19 protein-coding genes are annotated in these 21,073 nt (G+C 27.6%); 17 read left to right on the forward strand and 2 right to left on the reverse strand.

Features of this window, described 5'->3' with window-relative positions; all coding sequences use genetic code 11:
• Positions 1-2 precede the first annotated feature (2 nt).
• The 16 genes from rfbB to V3V28_RS02600 all read left to right on the forward strand — a co-directional run bounded on the left by rfbB (position 3) and on the right by V3V28_RS02600 (position 16,709).
• Positions 3-1,010 carry a dTDP-glucose 4,6-dehydratase gene (rfbB, locus tag V3V28_RS02525; RefSeq protein ID WP_331363448.1) on the forward strand — a complete coding sequence of 336 codons (1,008 nt, stop codon included), beginning with the start codon at positions 3-5 and terminating at the stop codon, positions 1,008-1,010.
• Between the two features lies 1 nt (position 1,011).
• Positions 1,012-1,869, forward strand: a complete 858-nt coding sequence (rfbA, locus tag V3V28_RS02530) for a glucose-1-phosphate thymidylyltransferase RfbA (RefSeq protein WP_331363449.1) — start codon at positions 1,012-1,014, stop codon at positions 1,867-1,869.
• Positions 1,870-2,415: a dTDP-4-dehydrorhamnose 3,5-epimerase gene (gene rfbC, locus V3V28_RS02535; RefSeq protein ID WP_331363450.1), complete on the forward strand. Its 546-nt coding sequence runs from the start codon at positions 1,870-1,872 to the stop codon at positions 2,413-2,415.
• On the forward strand, positions 2,412-3,527 hold the full coding sequence (gene gmd / locus V3V28_RS02540; protein ID WP_331363451.1) for a GDP-mannose 4,6-dehydratase: 1,116 nt from the start codon (positions 2,412-2,414) through the stop codon (positions 3,525-3,527). Before rfbC ends, gmd begins: the two co-directional genes overlap by 4 nt.
• Positions 3,520-4,584, forward strand: coding sequence for a GDP-L-fucose synthase family protein (locus V3V28_RS02545; RefSeq protein WP_331363452.1), 1,065 nt, complete (start codon positions 3,520-3,522; stop codon positions 4,582-4,584). Before gmd ends, V3V28_RS02545 begins: the two co-directional genes overlap by 8 nt.
• On the forward strand, positions 4,566-5,870 hold the full coding sequence (locus V3V28_RS02550) for an MATE family efflux transporter (protein WP_331363453.1): 1,305 nt from the start codon (positions 4,566-4,568) through the stop codon (positions 5,868-5,870). The genes V3V28_RS02545 and V3V28_RS02550 overlap by 19 nt, the downstream gene beginning before the upstream one ends.
• A complete protein-coding gene (locus V3V28_RS02555) occupies positions 5,857-6,567 on the forward strand; it encodes an FkbM family methyltransferase (RefSeq protein WP_331363454.1) in 711 nt (236 codons plus the stop codon). The genes V3V28_RS02550 and V3V28_RS02555 overlap by 14 nt, the downstream gene beginning before the upstream one ends.
• An 8-nt stretch (positions 6,568-6,575) precedes the next feature.
• Positions 6,576-7,322, forward strand: a complete 747-nt coding sequence (locus V3V28_RS02560; RefSeq protein ID WP_331363455.1) for a glycosyltransferase family 2 protein — start codon at positions 6,576-6,578, stop codon at positions 7,320-7,322.
• Positions 7,322-8,491, forward strand: coding sequence for a glycosyltransferase family 4 protein (locus V3V28_RS02565; protein WP_331363456.1), 1,170 nt, complete (start codon positions 7,322-7,324; stop codon positions 8,489-8,491). Before V3V28_RS02560 ends, V3V28_RS02565 begins: the two co-directional genes overlap by 1 nt.
• Positions 8,488-9,741: an O-antigen polymerase gene (locus tag V3V28_RS02570; protein ID WP_331363457.1), complete on the forward strand. Its 1,254-nt coding sequence runs from the start codon at positions 8,488-8,490 to the stop codon at positions 9,739-9,741. Before V3V28_RS02565 ends, V3V28_RS02570 begins: the two co-directional genes overlap by 4 nt.
• Positions 9,716-10,810 carry a DUF1972 domain-containing protein gene (locus tag V3V28_RS02575; protein ID WP_331363458.1) on the forward strand — a complete coding sequence of 365 codons (1,095 nt, stop codon included), beginning with the start codon at positions 9,716-9,718 and terminating at the stop codon, positions 10,808-10,810. Before V3V28_RS02570 ends, V3V28_RS02575 begins: the two co-directional genes overlap by 26 nt.
• On the forward strand, positions 10,791-11,990 hold the full coding sequence (locus tag V3V28_RS02580) for an O-antigen ligase family protein (protein ID WP_331363459.1): 1,200 nt from the start codon (positions 10,791-10,793) through the stop codon (positions 11,988-11,990). The genes V3V28_RS02575 and V3V28_RS02580 overlap by 20 nt, the downstream gene beginning before the upstream one ends.
• Positions 11,987-13,339, forward strand: coding sequence for an exopolysaccharide biosynthesis polyprenyl glycosylphosphotransferase (locus V3V28_RS02585; protein ID WP_331363460.1), 1,353 nt, complete (start codon positions 11,987-11,989; stop codon positions 13,337-13,339). The genes V3V28_RS02580 and V3V28_RS02585 overlap by 4 nt, the downstream gene beginning before the upstream one ends.
• A 6-nt stretch (positions 13,340-13,345) precedes the next feature.
• Positions 13,346-14,134 (forward strand): glycosyl transferase family 2, encoded by a 789-nt coding sequence (locus V3V28_RS02590; RefSeq protein WP_331363461.1) that lies wholly within the window; start codon positions 13,346-13,348, stop codon positions 14,132-14,134.
• Between the two features lie 94 nt (positions 14,135-14,228).
• Positions 14,229-15,503 carry a phosphoribosylamine--glycine ligase gene (purD, locus tag V3V28_RS02595; protein ID WP_331363462.1) on the forward strand — a complete coding sequence of 425 codons (1,275 nt, stop codon included), beginning with the start codon at positions 14,229-14,231 and terminating at the stop codon, positions 15,501-15,503.
• Between the two features lie 165 nt (positions 15,504-15,668).
• Complete coding sequence (locus V3V28_RS02600) at positions 15,669-16,709, forward strand: glycosyltransferase (protein WP_331363463.1); 1,041 nt, start codon at positions 15,669-15,671, stop codon at positions 16,707-16,709.
• On the opposite strand, the gene V3V28_RS02605 is transcribed toward V3V28_RS02600, so the two are convergent.
• Both V3V28_RS02605 and V3V28_RS02610 read right to left on the reverse strand, forming a co-directional pair.
• Positions 16,692-17,732: a sensor histidine kinase gene (locus V3V28_RS02605; protein WP_331363464.1), complete on the reverse strand. Its 1,041-nt coding sequence runs from the start codon at positions 17,730-17,732 to the stop codon at positions 16,692-16,694. The genes V3V28_RS02600 and V3V28_RS02605 overlap by 18 nt on opposite strands.
• A gap of 10 nt (positions 17,733-17,742) precedes the next feature.
• Positions 17,743-18,441 (reverse strand): response regulator transcription factor, encoded by a 699-nt coding sequence (locus V3V28_RS02610; RefSeq protein ID WP_331363465.1) that lies wholly within the window; start codon positions 18,439-18,441, stop codon positions 17,743-17,745.
• A 239-nt stretch (positions 18,442-18,680) separates the two neighbouring features.
• Between V3V28_RS02610 and V3V28_RS02615 the strand changes: the two genes are divergently transcribed.
• Complete coding sequence (locus tag V3V28_RS02615) at positions 18,681-20,933, forward strand: T9SS type A sorting domain-containing protein (RefSeq protein WP_331363466.1); 2,253 nt, start codon at positions 18,681-18,683, stop codon at positions 20,931-20,933.
• Positions 20,934-21,073 lie beyond the last annotated feature (140 nt).

Raw genomic sequence — 21,073 nt, forward strand, 5'->3', positions numbered from 1 at the left:
AAATGCAAACAATTCTAATTACAGGTGGAGCGGGATTTATTGGAGCTAACTTTATTCCTTATTTTTTAGAGAACAACAAAGAAATTAAAGTTGTAAATTTAGATTTACTAACTTATGCTGGAGATTCAACTAATCTTCTTGAGATAGAAAAAAACGCAAGATATACTTTTATTGAAGGAGATATTTGTGATAGAAATTTAGTTGAAGAACTTTTTAAAAAGCACAATTTTGGTGGAGTTATTCATTTTGCTGCAGAATCTCATGTAGATAATTCAATAACAAATCCAGATGCATTTGTAAAAACCAATATTTTTGGAACATTTAACTTATTAGATGTAGCTAAAAATTTCTGGATGGAATCTCCAAACGTTTATAAAAAAGGATTTATAAACTGTAGATTTCATCATATTTCTACAGATGAAGTTTATGGTACTTTAGGAGAAACTGGTTTGTTTACAGAAGAAACCCCTTATGCACCAAATAGCCCTTATAGTGCATCTAAAGCATCATCAGATTTTATGGTAAGAAGTTATTTTCATACCTATGGTTTAAACGTTGTTACAACAAACTGTTCAAATAATTACGGGCCAAAACAACATGATGAAAAATTAATACCTACAATTATTAGAAAAGCAACTTTAGGCGAAAATATACCAATTTATGGAGATGGAAAAAACATTAGAGATTGGTTATTTGTTAGAGATCATTGTACAGGTATAGAATTGGTTTATAAAAAAGGTAAATTAGGCGAAACTTATAATATTGGTGGAAAAAACGAAAGAGATAATCTTTATATAGCAAATAAAATTTGTGCTATTTTAGATGTAATTCATCCGAAAGAAAAATCATATACAGATCAAATAAGTTTTGTAAAAGATAGGCCAGGACATGATTTTAGATATGCAATAGATGCTTCAAAAATAGAAAATGAATTAGGTTGGCAAGCAAATGAAAGTTTTGAAACAGGCATTCAAAAAACAATTGAATGGTATTTAAAAAAATATAAATAAGATGAAAGGAATAGTTTTAGCTGGAGGTTCTGGAACTCGATTACATCCACTAACATTGGCTGTTAGTAAACAGTTAATGCCAGTTTATGATAAACCAATGATTTATTATCCTATTTCTGTTTTAATACTTTCAGGGATAAGAGAAATATTAATTATTTCAACTCCAGAAGACACGCCTTTATTCAAAAAACTACTAGGTAATGGTCAGCAATTTGGGTGTGAATTTGAATATGCTGTTCAAGAAAAACCAAATGGATTGGCAGAAGCTTTTATTATTGGAGCAGATTTTATAGGAAATGATAAGGTTGCTTTAATTTTAGGAGATAATATTTTTTATGGTTCTGGTTTACCTAAATTATTAAAGGCAAACAATAATCCAGAAGGTGGAATTGTGTATGCTTATCATGTAAACGATCCTGAAAGGTATGGTGTTGTAGAATTTGATGAAAATTCAAATGCAATTTCTATTGAAGAAAAACCAAAAAACCCTAAATCTAACTATGCAGTTCCTGGTATTTATTTTTATGATAATTCAGTAGTTAATATAGCCAAAAATATAAAACCAAGTAAAAGAGGAGAGTTAGAAATTACCGATGTAAATAAAGTGTATTTAGATCAGAAAAAATTAAAAGTATCTATTTTAGATAGAGGAGTTGCTTGGTTAGATACTGGTACTTTCGATTCTTTAATGCAAGCTGGGCAATTTGTACAGGCTATTGAACAAAGACAAGGTTTAAAAATAGGTTCTTTAGAAGAAGCCGCTTTTAGAGCAGGGTTTATTACCAAACAACAAATGCATCAATTAGCAGAACCATTGTTAAAAAGTGGTTATGGAAATAATTTATTAGAGATTAAATAAATGATTGTTAAAGAAACGAAGTTAAAAGGTTGTTTTATTATTGAACCAACCATTTTTGATGATGGGAGAGGAAGTTTTTTTGAAAGTTTTAATAAACAAAAATTCAACCAAAATATAGGATGCGTTGTAAATTTTGTACAGGATAACCAATCTTTTTCTCAAAGAGGAGTTTTAAGAGGTTTACATATACAAAAAGATGAATTTTCTCAGGCAAAGTTAGTTAGAGTAATTCGAGGAAAAGTTTTAGATGTAGTTGTAGATGTTAGAAAAAACTCTTCAACCTATGGAAAACACTTTTCAATTGAATTATCAGGAGAAAATAACAAACAATTATTTGTGCCAAGAGGTTTTTTACACGGTTTTTCAGTATTAGAAAACAATACAATTTTTGCTTATAAATGTGATAATTATTATAACAAAGCTTCAGAAGACGGAGTAATTTATAATGATCAGGATTTAGCAATAGATTGGTTATTAAAAAAAGAAGAAATAGTCTTATCAGAAAAAGACATAAAACTAAAAACATTTAAAGAGTTTACAAAATGAAGAAAGTAGCCTTAATCACAGGAATTACAGGTCAAGATGGAGCATACTTAACAGAACTTCTACTAAAGAAAGGATATGAAGTTCATGGAATAAAACGTAGAGCATCTAGTTTTAATACCCAAAGAATAGATCATTTGTACCAAGATCCACATGTAGATAATAGAAATTTATTTTTACATTATGGAGATATGACAGATACTTCTAATTTAATTAGAATTATACAAGAAGTAAAACCAGATGAAATTTACAATTTGGCAGCGATGAGTCATGTGCATGTTTCTTTTGAAACGCCAGAATATACTGCCAACGTAGATGGTTTGGGGACGTTAAGACTTTTAGAAGCTATAAGAATTCTAAATTTAGAAAAGAAAACTAGAATTTATCAGGCATCAACTTCAGAATTGTATGGTAAAGTACAAGAAGTTCCACAAACAGAAAAAACTCCTTTTTACCCAAGAAGCCCTTATGGTGTAGCAAAAATTTATGCTTATTGGATTACCGTAAATTACAGAGAAGCTTATAATTTATTTGCATGTAATGGAATCTTGTTTAATCATGAATCGCCAATTAGGGGAGAAACTTTTGTTACTAGAAAAATTACAAGAGCCGTTTCTAAAATTGCTTTAGGATTACAAGATAAAGTACATTTAGGAAACCTAGATGCTAAAAGAGATTGGGGACATGCAAAAGATTACGTAAGAATGATGTGGATGATTCTACAAGCAGAACAGCCAGAAGATTGGGTAATTGCTACAGGAACAACTACAAAAGTTAGAGACTTTGTAAAAATGGCTTTTGCAGAAGTTGGTATTATTTTAGAATTTAAAGGTGAAGGCGAAAATGAAAAAGGATATGTAAAATCTTGTTCTAACCCAGCTTATAATTTAGAGGTTGGAAAAGAGGTTTTAGCAGTTGATCCACATTATTTTAGACCAACTGAAGTAGATTTATTAGTTGGAGACGCAACTAAAGCGAAAGAAAAGTTAGGTTGGGTTCCAGAATTTACTTTAAATGATTTAGTAAGTGATATGATGGAAAACGATGTAAACTTAATGAAAAAGGAATTATATCTTAAAAAAGGCGGACACGATATTTTGAACAATTATGAATAAAAAAGATAAAATATTTCTTGCAGGCCACAGAGGTTTAGTTGGTAGTGCTATTCTTAAAAATCTTAAAGAAAGAGGGTTTTTAAACATTATTACTAGAACCCATAAAGAATTAGATTTATCAAATCAGCAAGCAACGGCTGATTTTTTTGCTAGTGAAAAACCAGATTACGTTTTTCTAGCTGCTGCAAAAGTTGGTGGAATTGTTGCAAATAACACCTATAGAGCAGATTTTATTTATCATAATTTAATGATACAGAATAATGTAATCCATCAAAGTTATGTTACTGGTGTTAAGAAGTTATTATTTTTAGGAAGCACTTGTATTTATCCTAAAAATGCAACACAACCAATACAAGAAAATTCTTTATTAACAGACGTTTTAGAATATACAAATGAGCCTTATGCAATTGCAAAAATTGCAGGTATAAAACTATGTGAAAGTTATAATATTCAATATAACACTAATTTTATTTCAGTAATGCCAACCAATTTGTATGGCCCAAATGATAATTTCGATTTAGAAAAATCACATGTTTTACCAGCGTTAATTAAGAAAATTCATTTAGCAAAATTGTTAAATGAAGGGAAAATAGAAGCTGTTGTAAAAGATTTAGGTGTAAACAATTTTGAAGAAGCAGAAGCAGTTTTATCAAAATTCGGAATCTCATCAGAAAGTATTGAAATTTGGGGAACAGGAAAACCAATGAGGGAATTCTTGTGGTCTGAAGACATGGCAGATGCTTGTGTACACATTATACAAAATGTAGATTTTAAGGATATAATTTCTGATAAAAAAGAGGTTAGGAATACACATATAAATATTGGTACAGGAAAAGACATTGCTATTAAAGATTTAGCAAATCTTATAAAAGAAGTTGTTGGTTTTAAAGGTAGCTTTGTGTTCAATTCTGATAAACCAGATGGTACTATGCGTAAAGTTACTGACGTGTCTAAATTACATAAATTAGGTTGGCAACATTCTGTAGCACTAGAAAAAGGTGTTAAAATGATGTATGATTGGTATTTGAAACAATCTTTATGGATAGAAAAAAAATAATATTTAAAAATGTTTCTTTAGGTGTATTGTTTAAAGTTTTAAATATGTGTATTGTTTTTACAACAATTCCTATTTTATTAAACTATTTAGAAAAAGAACAATATGGTATTTGGGTTACAATTTTTTCATTAGTAAATATTGTTTTTTTTGTTGACGCAGGTATAGGTAACGGTTTAAAAACTAGATTAACAGAAGCGTTAAGTCTTAAAGATTTTAAGTTAGCAAAAACCTATATATCTACAGCATACATTTCTATTTCTTCAATCTCTATCATTATTTTTATCATAGCAGTTGTACTTATTTTTAATTTTAATCTTCAAGAATTATTTAATACCCGAGTTTTATCAAATATAGAATTACAGAAAATACTACTAATAACATTAATTTTAATAGTTATTGGTTTTGTTCTTAATTTATACAAATCTTTTTATTATGCTAGTCAACAGGCTTCTAAAGTTGAATTAGCAATGTTAATTTATCAGATTTTAATTTTATCAACAATAACAGTTTTATTAAATTTCTTTCCAAGAAACTTAATGCTAATAGCTTTGGTTTATGGAATTGCAAATATTGTAGTTGGTTTAATTTTTACGGTATTATTTTTCAAAAAAAATAAAAATATTATTCCTTCTATTAAGTTCTTTAGCAAAAGTAAAGTGAATGATTTAATGGGTTTAAGTTTGGCTTTTTTTGTAATTCAGCTATGCATGATAGTTATCTTTTCTACAGATAACCTTATAATTACAAAATTGTTGGGACCTAGTGAGGTAACTAATTATGATGTTGTTTTTAGGCTTTTTCAGGTAGTAATTACATTTTCTGTAATTATGCAAGATCCATTTTGGGCATTATATACAGATGCTTATCAAAAGAAAGATTTTAACTGGATTAGAAAAACCATTATTAAGCTAAATAAATTATTTATGCTATTTATTTTTTTAGTATTAATTTTATTTTTCATTTCTAAACCAATAATAAATCTTTGGATTCAAAGAGATTTATTAATTTCGAAAAGCTTATTGCTTTTTATGTCTTTGTTTGTTTTAGTAAGAGTTTATGGAGCTATTTATATGATGTTTTTAAATGCCATTGGTAAAGTAAAACTACAAATGTGGTTGTTTATTTTTGGTGCAATTATAAATATTCCAATATCAATTTATTTGGTTGAGGAATACAATTTAGGAAGTAGTGGTGTAATTTTGGGAACAGTTTTTAGTATTTTAGGAATGTCGATAATTTTACCGATACAAACATTTAAAATTTTGAAAAATAATGAGTTTAATTAACCTTGTAAGAAGTTTTTTAAATCCTTTAAAAATAGATTTGGTAAAATACCCTAATTTAGATTTAAGAAGAAGAGAAAAACTTTTAAGTCATCATAAAATAACTAAAATATTAGATGTTGGTGCTAACAGTGGTCAATATGCATTACAGACATTTAAACTAGGCTACAAAGGAGAAATTGTATCTTTTGAACCCGTAAATTCAACGTTTAAGAATTTAGAAAAAAAAGCTATTAAAAATAAAAATTGGAAAGTTTTTAATTATGGTTTAGGAGATAAAGAAGAAGAATTAGAAATTAATATTTCTGAAAACTCATATAGTAGTTCTTTATTAGATATAATGCCTAGCCATCTTAAAAGTGCACCAGAATCTAAAATTGTTGGTAAAGAGGTAGTAGTTATAAAAACATTAGATGCTATTTTTAATAACTTTGTCTTAGATGATGAGGTTGTATTGTTAAAATTAGATGTGCAAGGTTTTGAGAAGAATGTATTAGAAGGAGCAATTAAATCATTAAAAAACATTCATGGTATTCAAATAGAAATGTCTGTTGAAGAACTATACAGTAAAGAAATGTTATATTTAGAGATGACGAATTATATTACATCATTGGGTTATAACTTATACAGTTTAGAAAATGGTTTTTACGATGAAAATTCAGGAAAATTATTGCAAGTAGATGGTGTTTTTTTTAGATAAAATTAAATATGGAACCATTATTTAGCATTCTTACTGTTTGTTTTAATTCAGAAAAAACAATTAAAAGAACCATAGAATCTGTTCTAAATCAAACATTCTCGAATTTTGAATATATTATTATTGATGGAAAATCATCTGATTTAACATTAAAAATTATAGCATCATTCGAACAAAAATTTATAGAAAAAGGAATTTCTTATAAATGGGTGAGTGAGCCCGATAAAGGTATTTATGATGCCATGAACAAAGGAATTGAGGCTTCTAGTGGCGAGTTAATTGGTATTATTAATAGTGATGATTGGTATATGCTGGATGCATTAGAGAATATAAAAAATCAATTTATTAGAACAAAAGCAGATTTTATTCATGGAAATATGAATACCTATACTTCCGACAATATTTTTTTAAAAACACTAACCCCAAAATCTAAAAAAACGGCTATTAGAAAAATGCCCTTTTTTCACCCAACTTCATTTATACATAAAAGAGTTTACAACCAGCTAAAAGGATATTCTTTGCGTTATAAAATATGTGCTGATTATGATTTTATTATAAAAATTATAAATAACAATTTTAAAATTAGTTATTTAAATAAGATAATAACCAATTTTACTATTGGCGGTGTAAGTACTAGGCAAGTAGAAGCACCTTTAAAAGAATCTCATTTAATAAGAGTTCATAATGGTTATTCAAAAGTTATAAGTAAATTTTATTATTTTATTGAAACCTTAATCTGTAAAATAAGATACAGATAATGAAAAAAAAAACGATTCTTTTTGTACATCAATCGGCTGACTTATATGGTTCAGACAAAGCATTATTATATTTAGTACAAAAGCTAAATAAGAATTTATTTTCTCCAATAGTTGTTTTACCAAGAGAAGGGTTGCTTTCTGTTGAATTAAAAAAACTGAACATAAAAGTAATTATAACACCAGTATTAAACATTCATAAAAAAATGTTTAATTTTAAGGAGTTAATTTCTTTTCCTTTTAATTTCTTGAAATCTATTTTTAAGTTAAATAAAGAATTAAAAGGGGTTAAAATAGACATTGTTCAAAGTAATACCGTTGTTGTAATTTTAGGATTTGTTTATGCAAGATTAAAAGGGATTAAACATTTTTGGCATATTCACGAAGTTTTAGAAAACCCTAAAATAGCAGTAAAAGTTTTTTCTAGGTTGGTAAAAGTTTTTTCTGATTTTACAATATTCAATTCTAAAACAACACAAGAAAGTTTCTGTAAAATACAACCCAAAATAAAAAGGAAATCGGTTGTAATTTATAATGGATTAGATAGGGAAGTTGAAATAACAACAAATAAAGAAATTGAAGAATTAAAAAAATCATTAACTTTTAATTCTTCTGATATTCTTCTTGGTCTTGTTGGTAGAATAAATGAAAACAAAGGACACGCATTATTATTAAATGCTTTTAAGGAGTTAGAAAAAAAACAATCAAATGCTAAACTATTATTTATTGGTTCAACAGTAAAAGGAAAAGAAGATGTTCTAGAAACTCTAGAAAAACAAATAGAAACACTAAATTTAAGTGCTAAAGTAAAGATTATAAATTTTCAAACAGAAATTTGGAAATTTTGGGATATTATTGATATAGCTGTCGTTCCATCTACAATTCCTGAATCTTTTGGTTTGGTAGCATTAGAAGCTATGTTGTCTAAAAAACCAGTTATAGCTTCAAATTTAGGAGCATTAAAAGAAGTAGTAGAAGATAATAAAACAGGTCTTTTATTTAATGTGGAAAATGTGGAAAGCCTTACAATAAAAATGAACTTATTATTGAATGATGCATCTTTAAGAAATAAATATAGTACAGAAGGTTTTTTAAGAGCAAAAAAAATATTTACACTAGAAAAGTACGTAAATCAATTTGAGTTGAATTATTTAAAAGATTCTACTATATGAAATTAAATGATTTTATTTTAGGCTTGGTTTTGTGCCTGTTGGTTCAATTTTCTGTAATTGAGGTTCATTTTTTTGCTTATTTTCTTGTTTTAATACTTTTCTATTCTAAAATATCATCTAAACTTTTTAATAGCATTTCTTTTTTAGTTTTAATTTTAGGCATTGGTTGTATTTCGTCTTTATTTCAATCTCAAACACTTTACAATTTCATTAAAGACTTAACTTACTTTACAAAACCCATATTAGCAATAATTACAGGATATTTAATTGCTAAAAAAATAGTTAATTTTTCTAGATTTTTAGCTATAATAATTTATATAACATTTTTCTTTTCTATTATACATATCATTAATATAGTTGTAAACGTAGATTTTTCTATTTCTTCAAGAAGTGATATAAGAAAAGTTGGAGGTATCTCTAATATATCAGAAGTGTTCGTTCTAATAATATTAATAGGTTCATTTAAATATCGTTTTTTAAATGTTGTTAGAAATAAATTATTAAAAAAAGTAATTTTAATTATTACAATAATATCTTTCACTTTATATTTTTCAAGAACCATGATTGTAGCATTTATAATATTGCTTTCCTCTATATATGGTTATTTAAAAATTACAACTAAAGGAATTAAATATGGTGTATTACTTTCATTATTTTTTGGATTATTTTATGTCTATTTATTTAGCATAGATTTAGATAGAGGAAAACCTGGTTTAGAATCTTTTTTTTATAAAATGAAAATAGCACCTTCAGAAATCTTTACACCTATAAATAAAATAGACCCTAATAACCATGCTTATCTTTGGGATCATTGGAGAGCTTATGAAGCAACATTGGCAATAGAACAAATGAATACACCAATAACATATTTTGTAGGTAAAGGGTTTGGTTCTTTGGTAGATTTAAAATTTAAAGTACTTTTGGGAGGAGATGAAAAAATGCGTTATATACCAGTTATTCATAATGGTTATGTGAATATTTTTTTTAAAACTGGTATTATAGGTGTAACCATTTATTTTTTATTCTTGTTAGATTTATATTTATTCACGTATAAAAATGAATCATCAGAAAAAGCGTCAATTATTAATAATTTAATTGCAGGAATAAGTATTTATTTTTTATTTTCATCGCTAATAATTAATGGTGTTTATAATATTGAAGAAGTATTTACTTTTTTATTAGGATCGTTATTCTTTTTTAGAAAACAATTAACAAAAAAAATTAATGAGAATAGGAATAATTGGTACTAGAGGTATTCCAAATCATTATGGAGGTTTCGAGCAATTTGCAGAGTATTTAGCAACATATCTAGCTAAAGAGAAATGTGAGGTTTACGTTTACAATTCATCAAACCACCCATATCAAGATAAATTATTTAAAGGAGTTCATATTGTTCATTGTAATGATCCTGAAAAAAAAATGGGTACAATTGGTCAATTTATTTATGATCTAAATTGTATTTTAGATACAAGAAAAAAAGATTTAGATGTTATCTTGCAATTAGGATATACTAGTAGTTCCGTTTGGTCGTTTCTTTTTCCTAAAAAACCATTAATTATTACCAATATGGATGGTCTAGAATGGAAAAGAAGTAAGTATACTTTCTTTGTAAGAAAATTTCTAAAATATGCTGAAAGTTTGGCTGTTAAACATAGTCATTTTTTGGTTGCAGATTCTAACGGAATAAAGAAGTACATAGATGACAAATATAAAAAAGACTCAAAATTTATTGCTTACGGAAGCCAAATTGTACCTAGTGTAAATGAAACTATTTTAAAGAAATTTAATTTAGAAAAGTTAAAGTACAACATGCTACTTGCTAGAATAGAACCAGAAAATAACATTGAAACCATTTTAGATGGCGTAGTTTACAGTAAACAAGAGACATCTTTTATAGTAATTGGAGATTATACAAAGAATAATTTTGGCAAAAGAATAAAAGAAAAATACAAAGATTATAAGCACATTATATTTTTAGGAAGTATTTACAATAATGAGGAACTAAACTGTTTAAGACATTGCTGTAACCTTTATTTTCATGGTCATTCCGTTGGTGGCACAAATCCATCTCTTTTAGAAGCTATGGGTTCTGGAAATTTAATAATAGCACACAATAATATATTCAATAAAGCAGTTCTAAAAGAGCATGCATATTATTTTTATACTTACAAAGATGTTGGTTTTTATCTAGAGAAAATAAGTAGAGAACAAGAAATAGATAAAATTGAAAGCAATAAAAATAAAATTAGTAACGAATATGATATTAACAAAATAAATAGCAGTTATCTTAATTTCTTCCATGAATGTCTTGCTAAATAACATTTCTAAAATATCATTAACATTAGTTTTAATTACTTTACCATTAGGTTTTGCAGTAAATAGTATAAGCATCATTTTATTTTTTTTGGTAGGCTGTTTTAAACTTATCCAATTAAAAGAAAGAGTTGTTTTTAATAAGTTAATGGCACTATTTATTGGCTTTTATATTTTATGTTTTCTTTCTTTATTTTGGTCAGATAACGTTAAAAGTACAACGGAGGGTTTACCGCGTTTTTTACCATATATTATACTTCCAATAGCATTTTTACTCAATAATATAAGAGTTGATAAGCGAGAAGAAGTGCTTAATTTTTTTTCAAAATCTTTAGTCTATTACGCTTTTTATTGCTTACTAATTGGTGCTTTAAATACATATAAATACTCAGATTTTAGTTATTTATTTTATCATAAATTAAGCAATAATTTAAGTAATATGAATGCAATTTATTTATCTGTATTCATAAGTTTTGGTATTGGTTTTTTTCTAACAAAAAAGGGTAAAACTAAATTAGATTCTTTTAGTTTATTCTTTTTAGCACTTTTTTTAATTTTACTTTCTTCAAAAATAATTATAACATTTACCCTACTCTTTACTTTAGTGTTTTTTCTGAAAAGAAAAAACACTAAAAAATTAAATTATAAGTACTCAATTATTATTTTTGGTGTTACCCTTATTCTGTTATTAGCATCTAATAATGTAATAAAAAGAATAAAGAAAGAAATTGATAAAACAAATATTAGTGAAGCATTAAATAAAAATGAATTTGGCAACGTATATTTATGGACAGGTGCAAGTTTAAGAATTTTTCAAATACGCGCTTTCTATGAAATAATAACAGAACAGCAGAAGTATTATTTAGGATTTGGTTTAAATAATTCTCAAAATAGTTTAAATAAAAAATATTCTGAATATAAATTGTATCCTGGGTATTTAAGTTATAATTACCATAACCAGTACATACAAGTATTCGCAGAACTTGGTGTTTTGGGTTTCATTTTATTATTAATGATTTTTTATACTTTAATTAAACAATCAATACTGTATAAAGATTTTTCATTGTTTTATATGATAATGCTAATAATGGTGGTTTGTTTTACAGAGTCTTTCTTGTGGAGACAAAGAGGAATGGTTTTTTTTATAACCATAGCCTTGTTATCTTTAAAAAAAAATAACAATTGAAAAAAAAGAATTCAATTTTAATAAGGCCTTTAGTAATTCTTCTAGATTTATTAATAATTAGTGGAATCGTTTATTTTGTATCCGATAAAGAATACTTGAATTTTACCTTTTTATCTTACACAACAGTATTGTGGTTGTTTATTTCCTATTATACAAAGTTCTATAATGTTTATAGGTACACGCATATTACTAGAGTACTAACATTGTTGTTATCACAATTTTTTGTTTTTTCTCTCGCTTATTTAAGTTATTTCAGTATTTTTAAAGAAGGTGAAGTTGTAGATAATCAGCTTATAATCTTTGTATTAATTATAATAGTTGTTACTTTTTTTAAATTTTTTACTTTTTTCCTTCTAAAAAAATACAGATCAGATGGAAAAAACTATAGAAATATTATTCTTTTTGGAGAGAATACAACAGCCAAAAACATTCAAAAACTATTTAATGAAAGGAATGATTTAGGGTATCGATTTTTTGGCTTTTTTTCTGATAAATTATACAAATCAAAAACTTATTTAGGAAATTTTAAAAATGCCTTTGCATATATTTTAGAGAACAAAATAGATGAAATCTATTGTGAATCATCTGGATTTAATGAAAGTCAAGTAGTTGAAATTAGAAAATTTGCTGCATTACATAAATTAGACTTAAGAATAATACCCGAGAATAAAGCTATTTATAGTAAAGATTTTATTTTAGAATATTTTGGTACTATACCTATATTAAAACCTAAACCATTACCTTTTGAACAAATAGAAACTCATATATTTAAAAGAACTTTTGACATCTTTTTTTCTCTAGGAATTTGTATTTTTATTCTATCTTGGTTTTTGCCTTTAATGTGGTTAATTATTAGAATTGATTCTAAAGGGCCATTATTTTTTAAGCAGAAAAGAGATGGTTTAAACGGAAGTCAATTTAACTGTTATAAGTTAAGATCAATGAAAGTTAATTTAGATGCAGATAAAATTGCAGCGTCTAAAAATGATAAAAGAGTTACAAAAATTGGTGCTTTTTTAAGGAAAACAAGTATAGATGAACTACCACAATTCTTTAATGTCTTAAAAGGAGATATGAGTACTATTGGACCAAGACCACATATTAATATTCAAACTAAAAAATATGTAAACGAAGTAGAAAACTATTTGGTAAGAAATTCTGTAAAACCAGGAATTACTGGGCTTGCCCAAATAAGTGGTTATAGAGGAGAGGTTATAAAAAAATCAGATATTGAAAATAGGGTTCGTTTAGATATTTTTTATATTGAAAATTGGTCATTTTTTTTAGATATAAAAATAGTATTACAAACGGTTTTTAATGTTTTTGTAAAAGAAGAAAAAGCCTATTAATATAAAATGAAAAAAGAAATAGTAATAACGTGTTCAATAGTACTTTTTAAAGAAGATTTAACTGATTTACATAAAACAATAGATTCTTTTTTACAAATACCATTAGCTAAAAAACTTTTTTTGATTGATAATACTCCTTCTAGATTTTTCGAGTATGTGTTTGTTAATAAAGAAATAGAATATGTTGGCATAGAAGAGAATATTGGTTTTGGAGCCGGGCATAATAAAATTATAAAAAGTATTAATAATACTTCTAAGTATCATTTAATATTAAATCCAGATGTATCTTTTAAAATTGGTGTAATTAACAGTTTAATACAAGAGTTAGAAAAGTATCAGGATGTGGCAATGATTGCCCCAAAAGTTTTATTTCCAGACAAATCACATCAATATTCATGTAGAAGATATCCATCGGCATCAGAACTATTAGCTAGAAGATTTTCTTTTCTAAAACCAATATTTAAATCCGTTATTTTTAAAGGAACTTATAGGGATAAAGATTTAAGCGAATCATTCTTTGCAGACTATATTACAGGTTGTTTTCATTTATATAAAACAGCAGATTTTGTAAACTTAAATGGCTTCGATGAAAGGTATTTCTTATATATGGAAGATGTAGATATTTGTAAAAAAATAGATGTTTTAGGGAAGAAAAAAATGTATTATCCAAACGTAGAAATAATACATGTGTTAAAACAAGGTTCATCAAAAAGTGTTAAATTATTTCTTAAACACACATCTTCTGCCATTAAATATTTTCTAAAATGGGGTTTTTTTAATAAAAAGAACTCTTAAAACTTTAAGTTTTAAAGTAAATGTATGTCTTTTGAAAGTAGAATTTAAAAGAATTTAAAATATATTTGCAGCAACAAACAACAACATAACTAACATGAATATTCTTATATTAGGCTCAGGAGGAAGAGAACACGCTTTTGCATTAAAACTAGTAGAAAGCAGTAAAGTGAATCAGCTTTTTGTAGCTCCAGGAAATGCAGGTACAGATAAAATTGCTGTAAACGTAAACATAAATCCTACAGATTTTGAAGCAGTTAAAAAAACAGTTTTAGAAAAGGATATTAAAATGGTTGTTGTTGGGCCAGAAGCACCTTTAGTAAATGGAGTTCATGATTTCTTTTTAGCAGACAATGTATTGAAAAATATTCCAGTAATTGGACCTAAAAAAGACGGAGCTTTGTTAGAAGGATCTAAAGATTTTTCGAAACAATTCATGCAAAAACATGGAGTTCCAACTGCAAAATATAAATCATTTACAAAAGATAATCTAGAAGATGGTTTTACCTTTTTAGAAACTTTAGAACCACCTTTTGTATTAAAAGCAGACGGTTTAGCTGGCGGTAAAGGAGTTTTAATTTTAAACTCTTTAGAAGAAGCAAAAGTTGAATTAGAAGAAATGGTTTCCAATCAAAAATTTGGCGAAGCATCATCTACTGTTGTAATCGAAGAATTTTTAAAAGGAATAGAATTATCTGTTTTTGTATTAACAGACGGTAAAAACTATAAAATTTTACCTTCAGCCAAAGATTACAAAAGAATTGGCGAAGGAGATGCAGGTTTAAACACTGGTGGAATGGGCGCAATTTCTCCTGTACCTTTTGCAGACCAAGATTTTTTAGATAAAGTAGAAGAATTGGTGGTAAAACCTACAATTGCAGGTTTACAAAAAGACGGAATTGATTACCGTGGATTTATTTTTATTGGATTAATGAATGATAACGGAAATCCTTCTGTGGTTGAGTATAATGTAAGAATGGGAGATCCAGAAACTGAAGTTGTATTACCAAGAATAGAATCAGATTTATTTGAATTGTTCGATGGTGTTGCCAATCAGAATTTAGATACAAAATCATTTTCTGTAACCTCTAAAACCGCAACTACCGTAATGTTGGTTTCTGGCGGATACCCAGAAAGTTACGAGAAAAATAAAGAAATTACAGGCCTAGAAAACGTAAAAGAATCTACTATTTTTCATGCAGGAACAACTATTAAAGATGGAAAAACAGTATCTGCTGGTGGTAGAGTTATGGCGGTTACTTCGTTTGGAGATACTATTGAAGAAGCTTTAGAAAAGAGTTATAGAAGCATCAATAAAATTCATTTCGATAAAATGAATTACAGAAAAGACATTGGTTTCGATTTAGTTTAAAAAGGTTTTTATTTGGGCGTTTTAACAGGCTTTCCATTATATCTTTTTTTTCTGAAAAAGAAAAAAAAGGATGCCAATTCAATCCTTAACGCACTTTTCTATCAACCAAATAGCAACTTAATTTTAAGTTTTTATTTAAAAACTTGGTAGCAAATTGAAATATAAATGAATTCTACCCAAAGTAAAATAATTATTGCACCTTTAAATTGGGGTTTAGGTCACGCATCTCGTTGTGTGCCCATTATAAATGCACTTATTTCAGAAAAATTTATTCCAATAATAGCTTCAGATGGTAAAGCTTTAGATTTTTTAAAAAAAGAATTTCCAACTTTAGAAACTTTAGAATTGCCTTCTTACCATATTAAATATGGCAAGAATATAAAATGGAATTTACTAAAACAATTACCAACTATTCTAAAAGCTGTAAAAAAAGAAAAGCAACTTTTAGAGCAATTTATAGGAAAGAATAAAGACGTTGTTGGTGTAATATCAGACAATCGTTTTGGTGTAAGAAGTAATAGGGTTCCTTCTGTTTATATAACACATCAAACTACAGTTTTATCTGGTTTTACAACTTTTATCACCAGTAAGATTCATCAAAATAGCATAAAAAAGTTTAACGAATGTTGGATTCCTGATACAGAAGATTCTCTTTTTTCGGGCAAATTGTCAGAGTTTAAAAAACACAAGAATCAAAAATTTATTGGAGTTTTAAGCCGCTTTAAAAAAGAAGAATTAGAAAAAAGTATTAATATTTTAGTACTTCTTTCTGGCCCAGAACCGAATAGAACCTTTTTTGAAAAAAAGTTGATGCTAGCTTTTAAAAAAGATACTAGAAATATTGTTTTTGTATTAGGGAAAGTTGAGGTTCATCAAAAAAAATGGACAGAAAAAAATCTTACTTTTTATAATTATGTACTTTCAGAAGAACTAGAAAAGTTAATAAATGCATCAGAAATAGTTGTTTGTAGATCTGGTTATTCTTCAATTATGGATTTGGCAGTTTTAAATAAAAAAGTATTTTTTATACCGACTAAAAATCAACCAGAGCAAGAATATTTAGCTTCTTATTTTAAAGAAAAAAAAGTAGCTCCTTTTTGTATATTAGAAGATTTTACTTCATATAAATTGGAAGAGGTTCAAAATTATTCTGGATTAAATTCAGAAGAAACAAAATTAAGTTCAGATTTATTTAGCCTTTTCTAAAGTAAAAGAAAACTCTGAACCTTCACCATAAATACTTTTTAGTAAAATGGTTTCATCATGCGCTTCTATAATGTGTTTTACAATAGAAAGCCCCAAACCAGAACCACCTTGTTCACGAGATCTACTTTGGTCTACTCTGTAAAAACGTTCAAATAAACGAGAGATATGTTTTTGCTGAATTCCTTCTCCGTTATCAATAATTTTAATTATAAACTTGTTTTTATTGTAATTATCTACACCAACTATTGATGTGCCGTTTGGTTTTCCGTATTTAATGGAGTTTACAATTAAGTTGATAAGAACTTGCTCAATTTTTTCAATATCACCCTGTACAAAAACAGGAAATTCATATACTTTATCGAACTTTAAAATGATGTTTCTCTTTTTAGCTTTCATTTCAAGCAAGTCAAAAACATTCTGTGTAAGTTCTAGTATGTTAAAAATTTCGATATTTATTTTAAGGCCATCCGTTTCTAATTTAGCAATCATATCTAAATCATTGGTAACAGCAACCAATCTTTCGACTCCTTTATTGGCTCTTTCTAAATATTTTGTACGAACTTCTTTATCGTTTACAGCGCCTTCAATCAAGGTTAAAATATAACCTTGTACTGTAAATAGAGGTGTTTTAAGTTCATGAGCTACATTTCCTAAAAAGTCTCTTCTAAAAGAATCTCTTTCTGTTAAGTTTTTTATTTCTAAACGTTTTCCTTCCACAAATTTCTGCATACTTTTAGAAAGTTTTTCAATATCAGTGGTAGCGGAGTCTTTACGCAAATCATTTATATCTAAAATTGATACTTCTTCATAAATTTTCTTTAATCTTCTGTAAATGAAGTGTTCTGCTCTGTATTGGGTAATAAAAAATGTAGTAATAAAGAGTATAATTATAGCGATAATAATTATGCTAATTCCAAAATGTTGAATTATAAGAAAATAAGAGATTGCTGCAATAATTACTGAAAGTAATGTTAGATATACAGCAGACCAAAGTGCGTAAGAATATGTTTTTTTAAATTTCATTGAAACAAATTTATTTGTCTTCTTCTTCTAAAACAAATTTATATCCAACACCTTTAACTGTTTTAAAATGGTCATCACCAATTTTTTCTCTGAGTTTTCTAATATGAACATCAATAGTTCTTCCACCAACAACAACTTCATTTCCCCAAACAGAATCTAAAATAACCTCTCTTTTAAAAACTTTACCAGGTTTAGAAGTTAATAAAGAGAAAAGCTCAAATTCTTTTCTTGGTAATGATATTTTTACACCAGCTTTGTATACAACGTATTCCTCTCTGTCTATAACAATATCCCCAACTTTAAAAGTTTCTTCGTCTTGTGTTTCGGTTTTTAATCTTCTTAATAAAGATTTTATTTTACTAACTAAAACTTTTGGCTTTATAGGTTTTGTAATATAATCATCTGCACCAGCTTCAAAACCTGCAACTTGTGAGTAATCTTCTCCTCTAGCAGTTAAAAATGAGATGACTACATTTTCTAAAGATTTTATTTTTCTAATTTTTTCACAAGCCTCAATTCCATCCATTTCAGGCATCATTATGTCTAGTAAAATTAAATGCGGAATATTTTTTTTAGCAGATTTTATAGCTTCTTGACCGTTAGAAGCTGTAAAAACTTGATAACCTTCGTTTTTTAAATTGTAACCTACAATTTCTAAAATATCTGGCTCATCATCAACTAGTAAAATTTTAATTTCATTTTTATTCATAAACTGGTGTGTGAAATAATTTGTCTCAAAAATAATGATAATAATAATAGAATTTAAACTCCTTAACATTCATTTAATCTATAAGTCTTAAGTTAACGTTTAAATAACATTAAATGTAGTTAAGTGTTTGTTTAAAAAATAGTTAAGTAAATTTAATCATTATTTAATGTTTCCGAAATATAAAGAAAGACTAAAAATTTTATATATTTACATAACAAATTATTTAAACCAATATCAACATGAAAAAAAATTACTTTATTACATTATTATTAATATTCGTTTCTTTGATAACATTTTCTCAAACAACCCTTGTTGCAGGAGATTTAGTAGTTATTGAGATGCAAGGAGATACAAATGATGGCTTTAGATTTGTACCTTTAGTTGATTTAGATGCAGGTACAGTAGTTAAATTTACTGATAACGGATGGACAGGAACTGTTTTAAGAAGTGGGGAAGGTACTGTTCTTTATACTGCACCAACTGGTGGAATTACAGCAGGTACAAATATTAGATATACTGTTGGAGATATGGGGGATTTTTCTTTAGATGGAGGCGATATTAACATTTCTAGTGGTGGAGATCAAATATTAGTATATCAAGGAAATTCGTCAGCACCTACATTTATCTTTGCAGCTGCTGGTAATAGTTCGGAATGGCAATCAGGATCAAATGATTCAAATCAATCAGACCTTCCAACAGGTTTAACAGACGGTGTAAATGCAGTAGCTGCAGGTGCTGGTGCTGGATCAGAAGCAGAGTTTGATAATATATATTATAATGGAATTACAACAGGAACAAAAGTAGCATTATTAGCTGCTGTTGCAAGTGATAGTAATTGGGTTGGAGACAATACAGATGGTTATACAGCATTAACTGCTAATTTTACTATAACGGCGCCATCAACGGACCCTAGTTTAACAATAATTGCTCCTTCAGACGGTGCTACAATTGCAAGTACAACAAGTGTTGCAGTTACGATAAGTTTAATGAATTTTAATTTTTCTGCGGATAATGGATCTGGAATGGGAGATGGTTCTGGAGATGGATACATTAAATCTACTTTTGAAACCCAAGGAGGTTCTACAGAAGTAACTTCTTTCTTTTCTGCAACATTGCCAAATATAACAGTAATTCCTGGAAGTACCTATACACTAACTTTAGAGTTAGTAGATAATGCTGGAGCTTCATTATCTACTGCAGTAAGCGATTCTACAACATTTACTATAGCTTTTCCATGTGTTTTAGCACTTGATACTATAAGTACTAGTTGTGATGCTTTAACATCTGGGGTTGATACATATAATGGATCTATAACATTTACTGGAGGAAACACGGGAATTACGTATACAATTACAGCAAAAGATGATATGGGTAATGATGTTGGAACTATTGGAGGAGATAATCCAGATGCTAGTGCAACAGGGAGTATTACAGTTACAGGAATTCCTGAAGGAACAGACGTAGATATAAAAGTAGTTGGTGGAACAGGAAGTACTTGTGATTTTACTAGAAATTTTTCTAGCCTAGTATGTAAACCTTTTCCAGTATACGAATCTTTCGATTATACAGTAGGAACAGATTTAATTGCCTCTACAGATTGGCAAGATGCATCAACATCTTCTACGGCTAATAACATTCAAGTAGTTGCTGGTACAATGGGAAACCCTTTTAATGTAGGTGAATTTCCTAATCCAGTAGGCGCAATGGTAAATTTGGTAGGTAGTGGTAGTGATCCATATATTGGTTTTAATGCAACATCTACAGGAACTTTGTATGCTTCGTTTATTTTTAGTCCAACAGATATTTCTACAATGACAGATACAACAGATGGAGGTTATTTTGTGGCTTTAGCTGAATCTGGTGGAAGTTTTAGATCTAGATTGTATATAAGACAAACTGCAGCAGATAATACAATGTATGAATTAGGAGTGAGTGAGTCGGGTTCTGCAACGAACTTTGATACAACACTTTCTTATACACCAGGAGAGCAAACATTTATTGTGATGTCTTATGAACTTGCTACTAATGAAATTAAAGTTTGGGCAAATCCAGATCCAGCAACTTTTGAAGGAACTCCAGGTACAGCAAACTTATCTCACACATCATCATCTACAGCTGTAGATTTAGGAAGATTTATTTTACGTCAAGATAGTACTGGAGAAACGCCAAGTATTAATTTTGATGAGTTAAGAATTGGAACTTCTTGGGCACAAGTAACACCAAAAATGGCTACCGCTTCAGTTAGTAGAAATAATATTGAAGGTTTTACAACGTATCCAAACCCAATTACAGATAAGAAATTTACAATTTCTAGCACTAGTTCTAGTGTAAAACAGGTAGTAATTTTTAATGTTTTAGGTAAAAAAGTATTTTCTTCAAGTTTTTCTGGAGAAAAGAAAAATATAGATGTTTCTGGAGTAAATGCAGGAATATATATCTTAAAAGTTACAGAAAATGGTAAAACAGCAACTAAAAAGCTAGTAATTAGATAAGATACATATATTTATACCTGTTGTGCATTATAAAAAAGCTGTTCATTGATTAAGAGAATCGTATATTTAATTGAATTTCAAACATTTAAATAGATGAACAGCTTTAGAGCAAATTACGAGAAAATTTTAGAGGTATTAAA

Origin of the sequence: Polaribacter sp., assembly GCF_036480315.1 — a bacterium.
Classification (GTDB): Bacteria; Bacteroidota; Bacteroidia; order Flavobacteriales; family Flavobacteriaceae; genus Polaribacter.

Bases quoted from the DNA above. Each gene is read 5' to 3' on its own strand.
- rfbB (WP_331363448.1), top strand. From the start codon at position 3: ATGCAAACAATTCTAATTACAGGTGGAGCGGGATTTATTGGAGCTAAC.
- rfbA (WP_331363449.1), top strand. From the start codon at position 1,012: ATGAAAGGAATAGTTTTAGCTGGAGGTTCTGGAACTCGATTACATCCA.
- rfbC (WP_331363450.1), top strand. From the start codon at position 1,870: ATGATTGTTAAAGAAACGAAGTTAAAAGGTTGTTTTATTATTGAACCA.
- gmd (WP_331363451.1), top strand. From the start codon at position 2,412: ATGAAGAAAGTAGCCTTAATCACAGGAATTACAGGTCAAGATGGAGCA.
- V3V28_RS02545 (WP_331363452.1), top strand. From the start codon at position 3,520: ATGAATAAAAAAGATAAAATATTTCTTGCAGGCCACAGAGGTTTAGTT.
- V3V28_RS02550 (WP_331363453.1), top strand. From the start codon at position 4,566: ATGGATAGAAAAAAAATAATATTTAAAAATGTTTCTTTAGGTGTATTG.
- V3V28_RS02555 (WP_331363454.1), top strand. From the start codon at position 5,857: ATGAGTTTAATTAACCTTGTAAGAAGTTTTTTAAATCCTTTAAAAATA.
- V3V28_RS02560 (WP_331363455.1), top strand. From the start codon at position 6,576: ATGGAACCATTATTTAGCATTCTTACTGTTTGTTTTAATTCAGAAAAA.
- V3V28_RS02565 (WP_331363456.1), top strand. From the start codon at position 7,322: ATGAAAAAAAAAACGATTCTTTTTGTACATCAATCGGCTGACTTATAT.
- V3V28_RS02570 (WP_331363457.1), top strand. From the start codon at position 8,488: ATGAAATTAAATGATTTTATTTTAGGCTTGGTTTTGTGCCTGTTGGTT.
- V3V28_RS02575 (WP_331363458.1), top strand. From the start codon at position 9,716: ATGAGAATAGGAATAATTGGTACTAGAGGTATTCCAAATCATTATGGA.
- V3V28_RS02580 (WP_331363459.1), top strand. From the start codon at position 10,791: ATGAATGTCTTGCTAAATAACATTTCTAAAATATCATTAACATTAGTT.
- V3V28_RS02590 (WP_331363461.1), top strand. From the start codon at position 13,346: ATGAAAAAAGAAATAGTAATAACGTGTTCAATAGTACTTTTTAAAGAA.
- purD (WP_331363462.1), top strand. From the start codon at position 14,229: ATGAATATTCTTATATTAGGCTCAGGAGGAAGAGAACACGCTTTTGCA.
- V3V28_RS02600 (WP_331363463.1), top strand. From the start codon at position 15,669: ATGAATTCTACCCAAAGTAAAATAATTATTGCACCTTTAAATTGGGGT.
- V3V28_RS02605 (WP_331363464.1), bottom strand. From the start codon at position 17,732: ATGAAATTTAAAAAAACATATTCTTACGCACTTTGGTCTGCTGTATAT.
- V3V28_RS02610 (WP_331363465.1), bottom strand. From the start codon at position 18,441: ATGAATAAAAATGAAATTAAAATTTTACTAGTTGATGATGAGCCAGAT.
- V3V28_RS02615 (WP_331363466.1), top strand. From the start codon at position 18,681: ATGAAAAAAAATTACTTTATTACATTATTATTAATATTCGTTTCTTTG.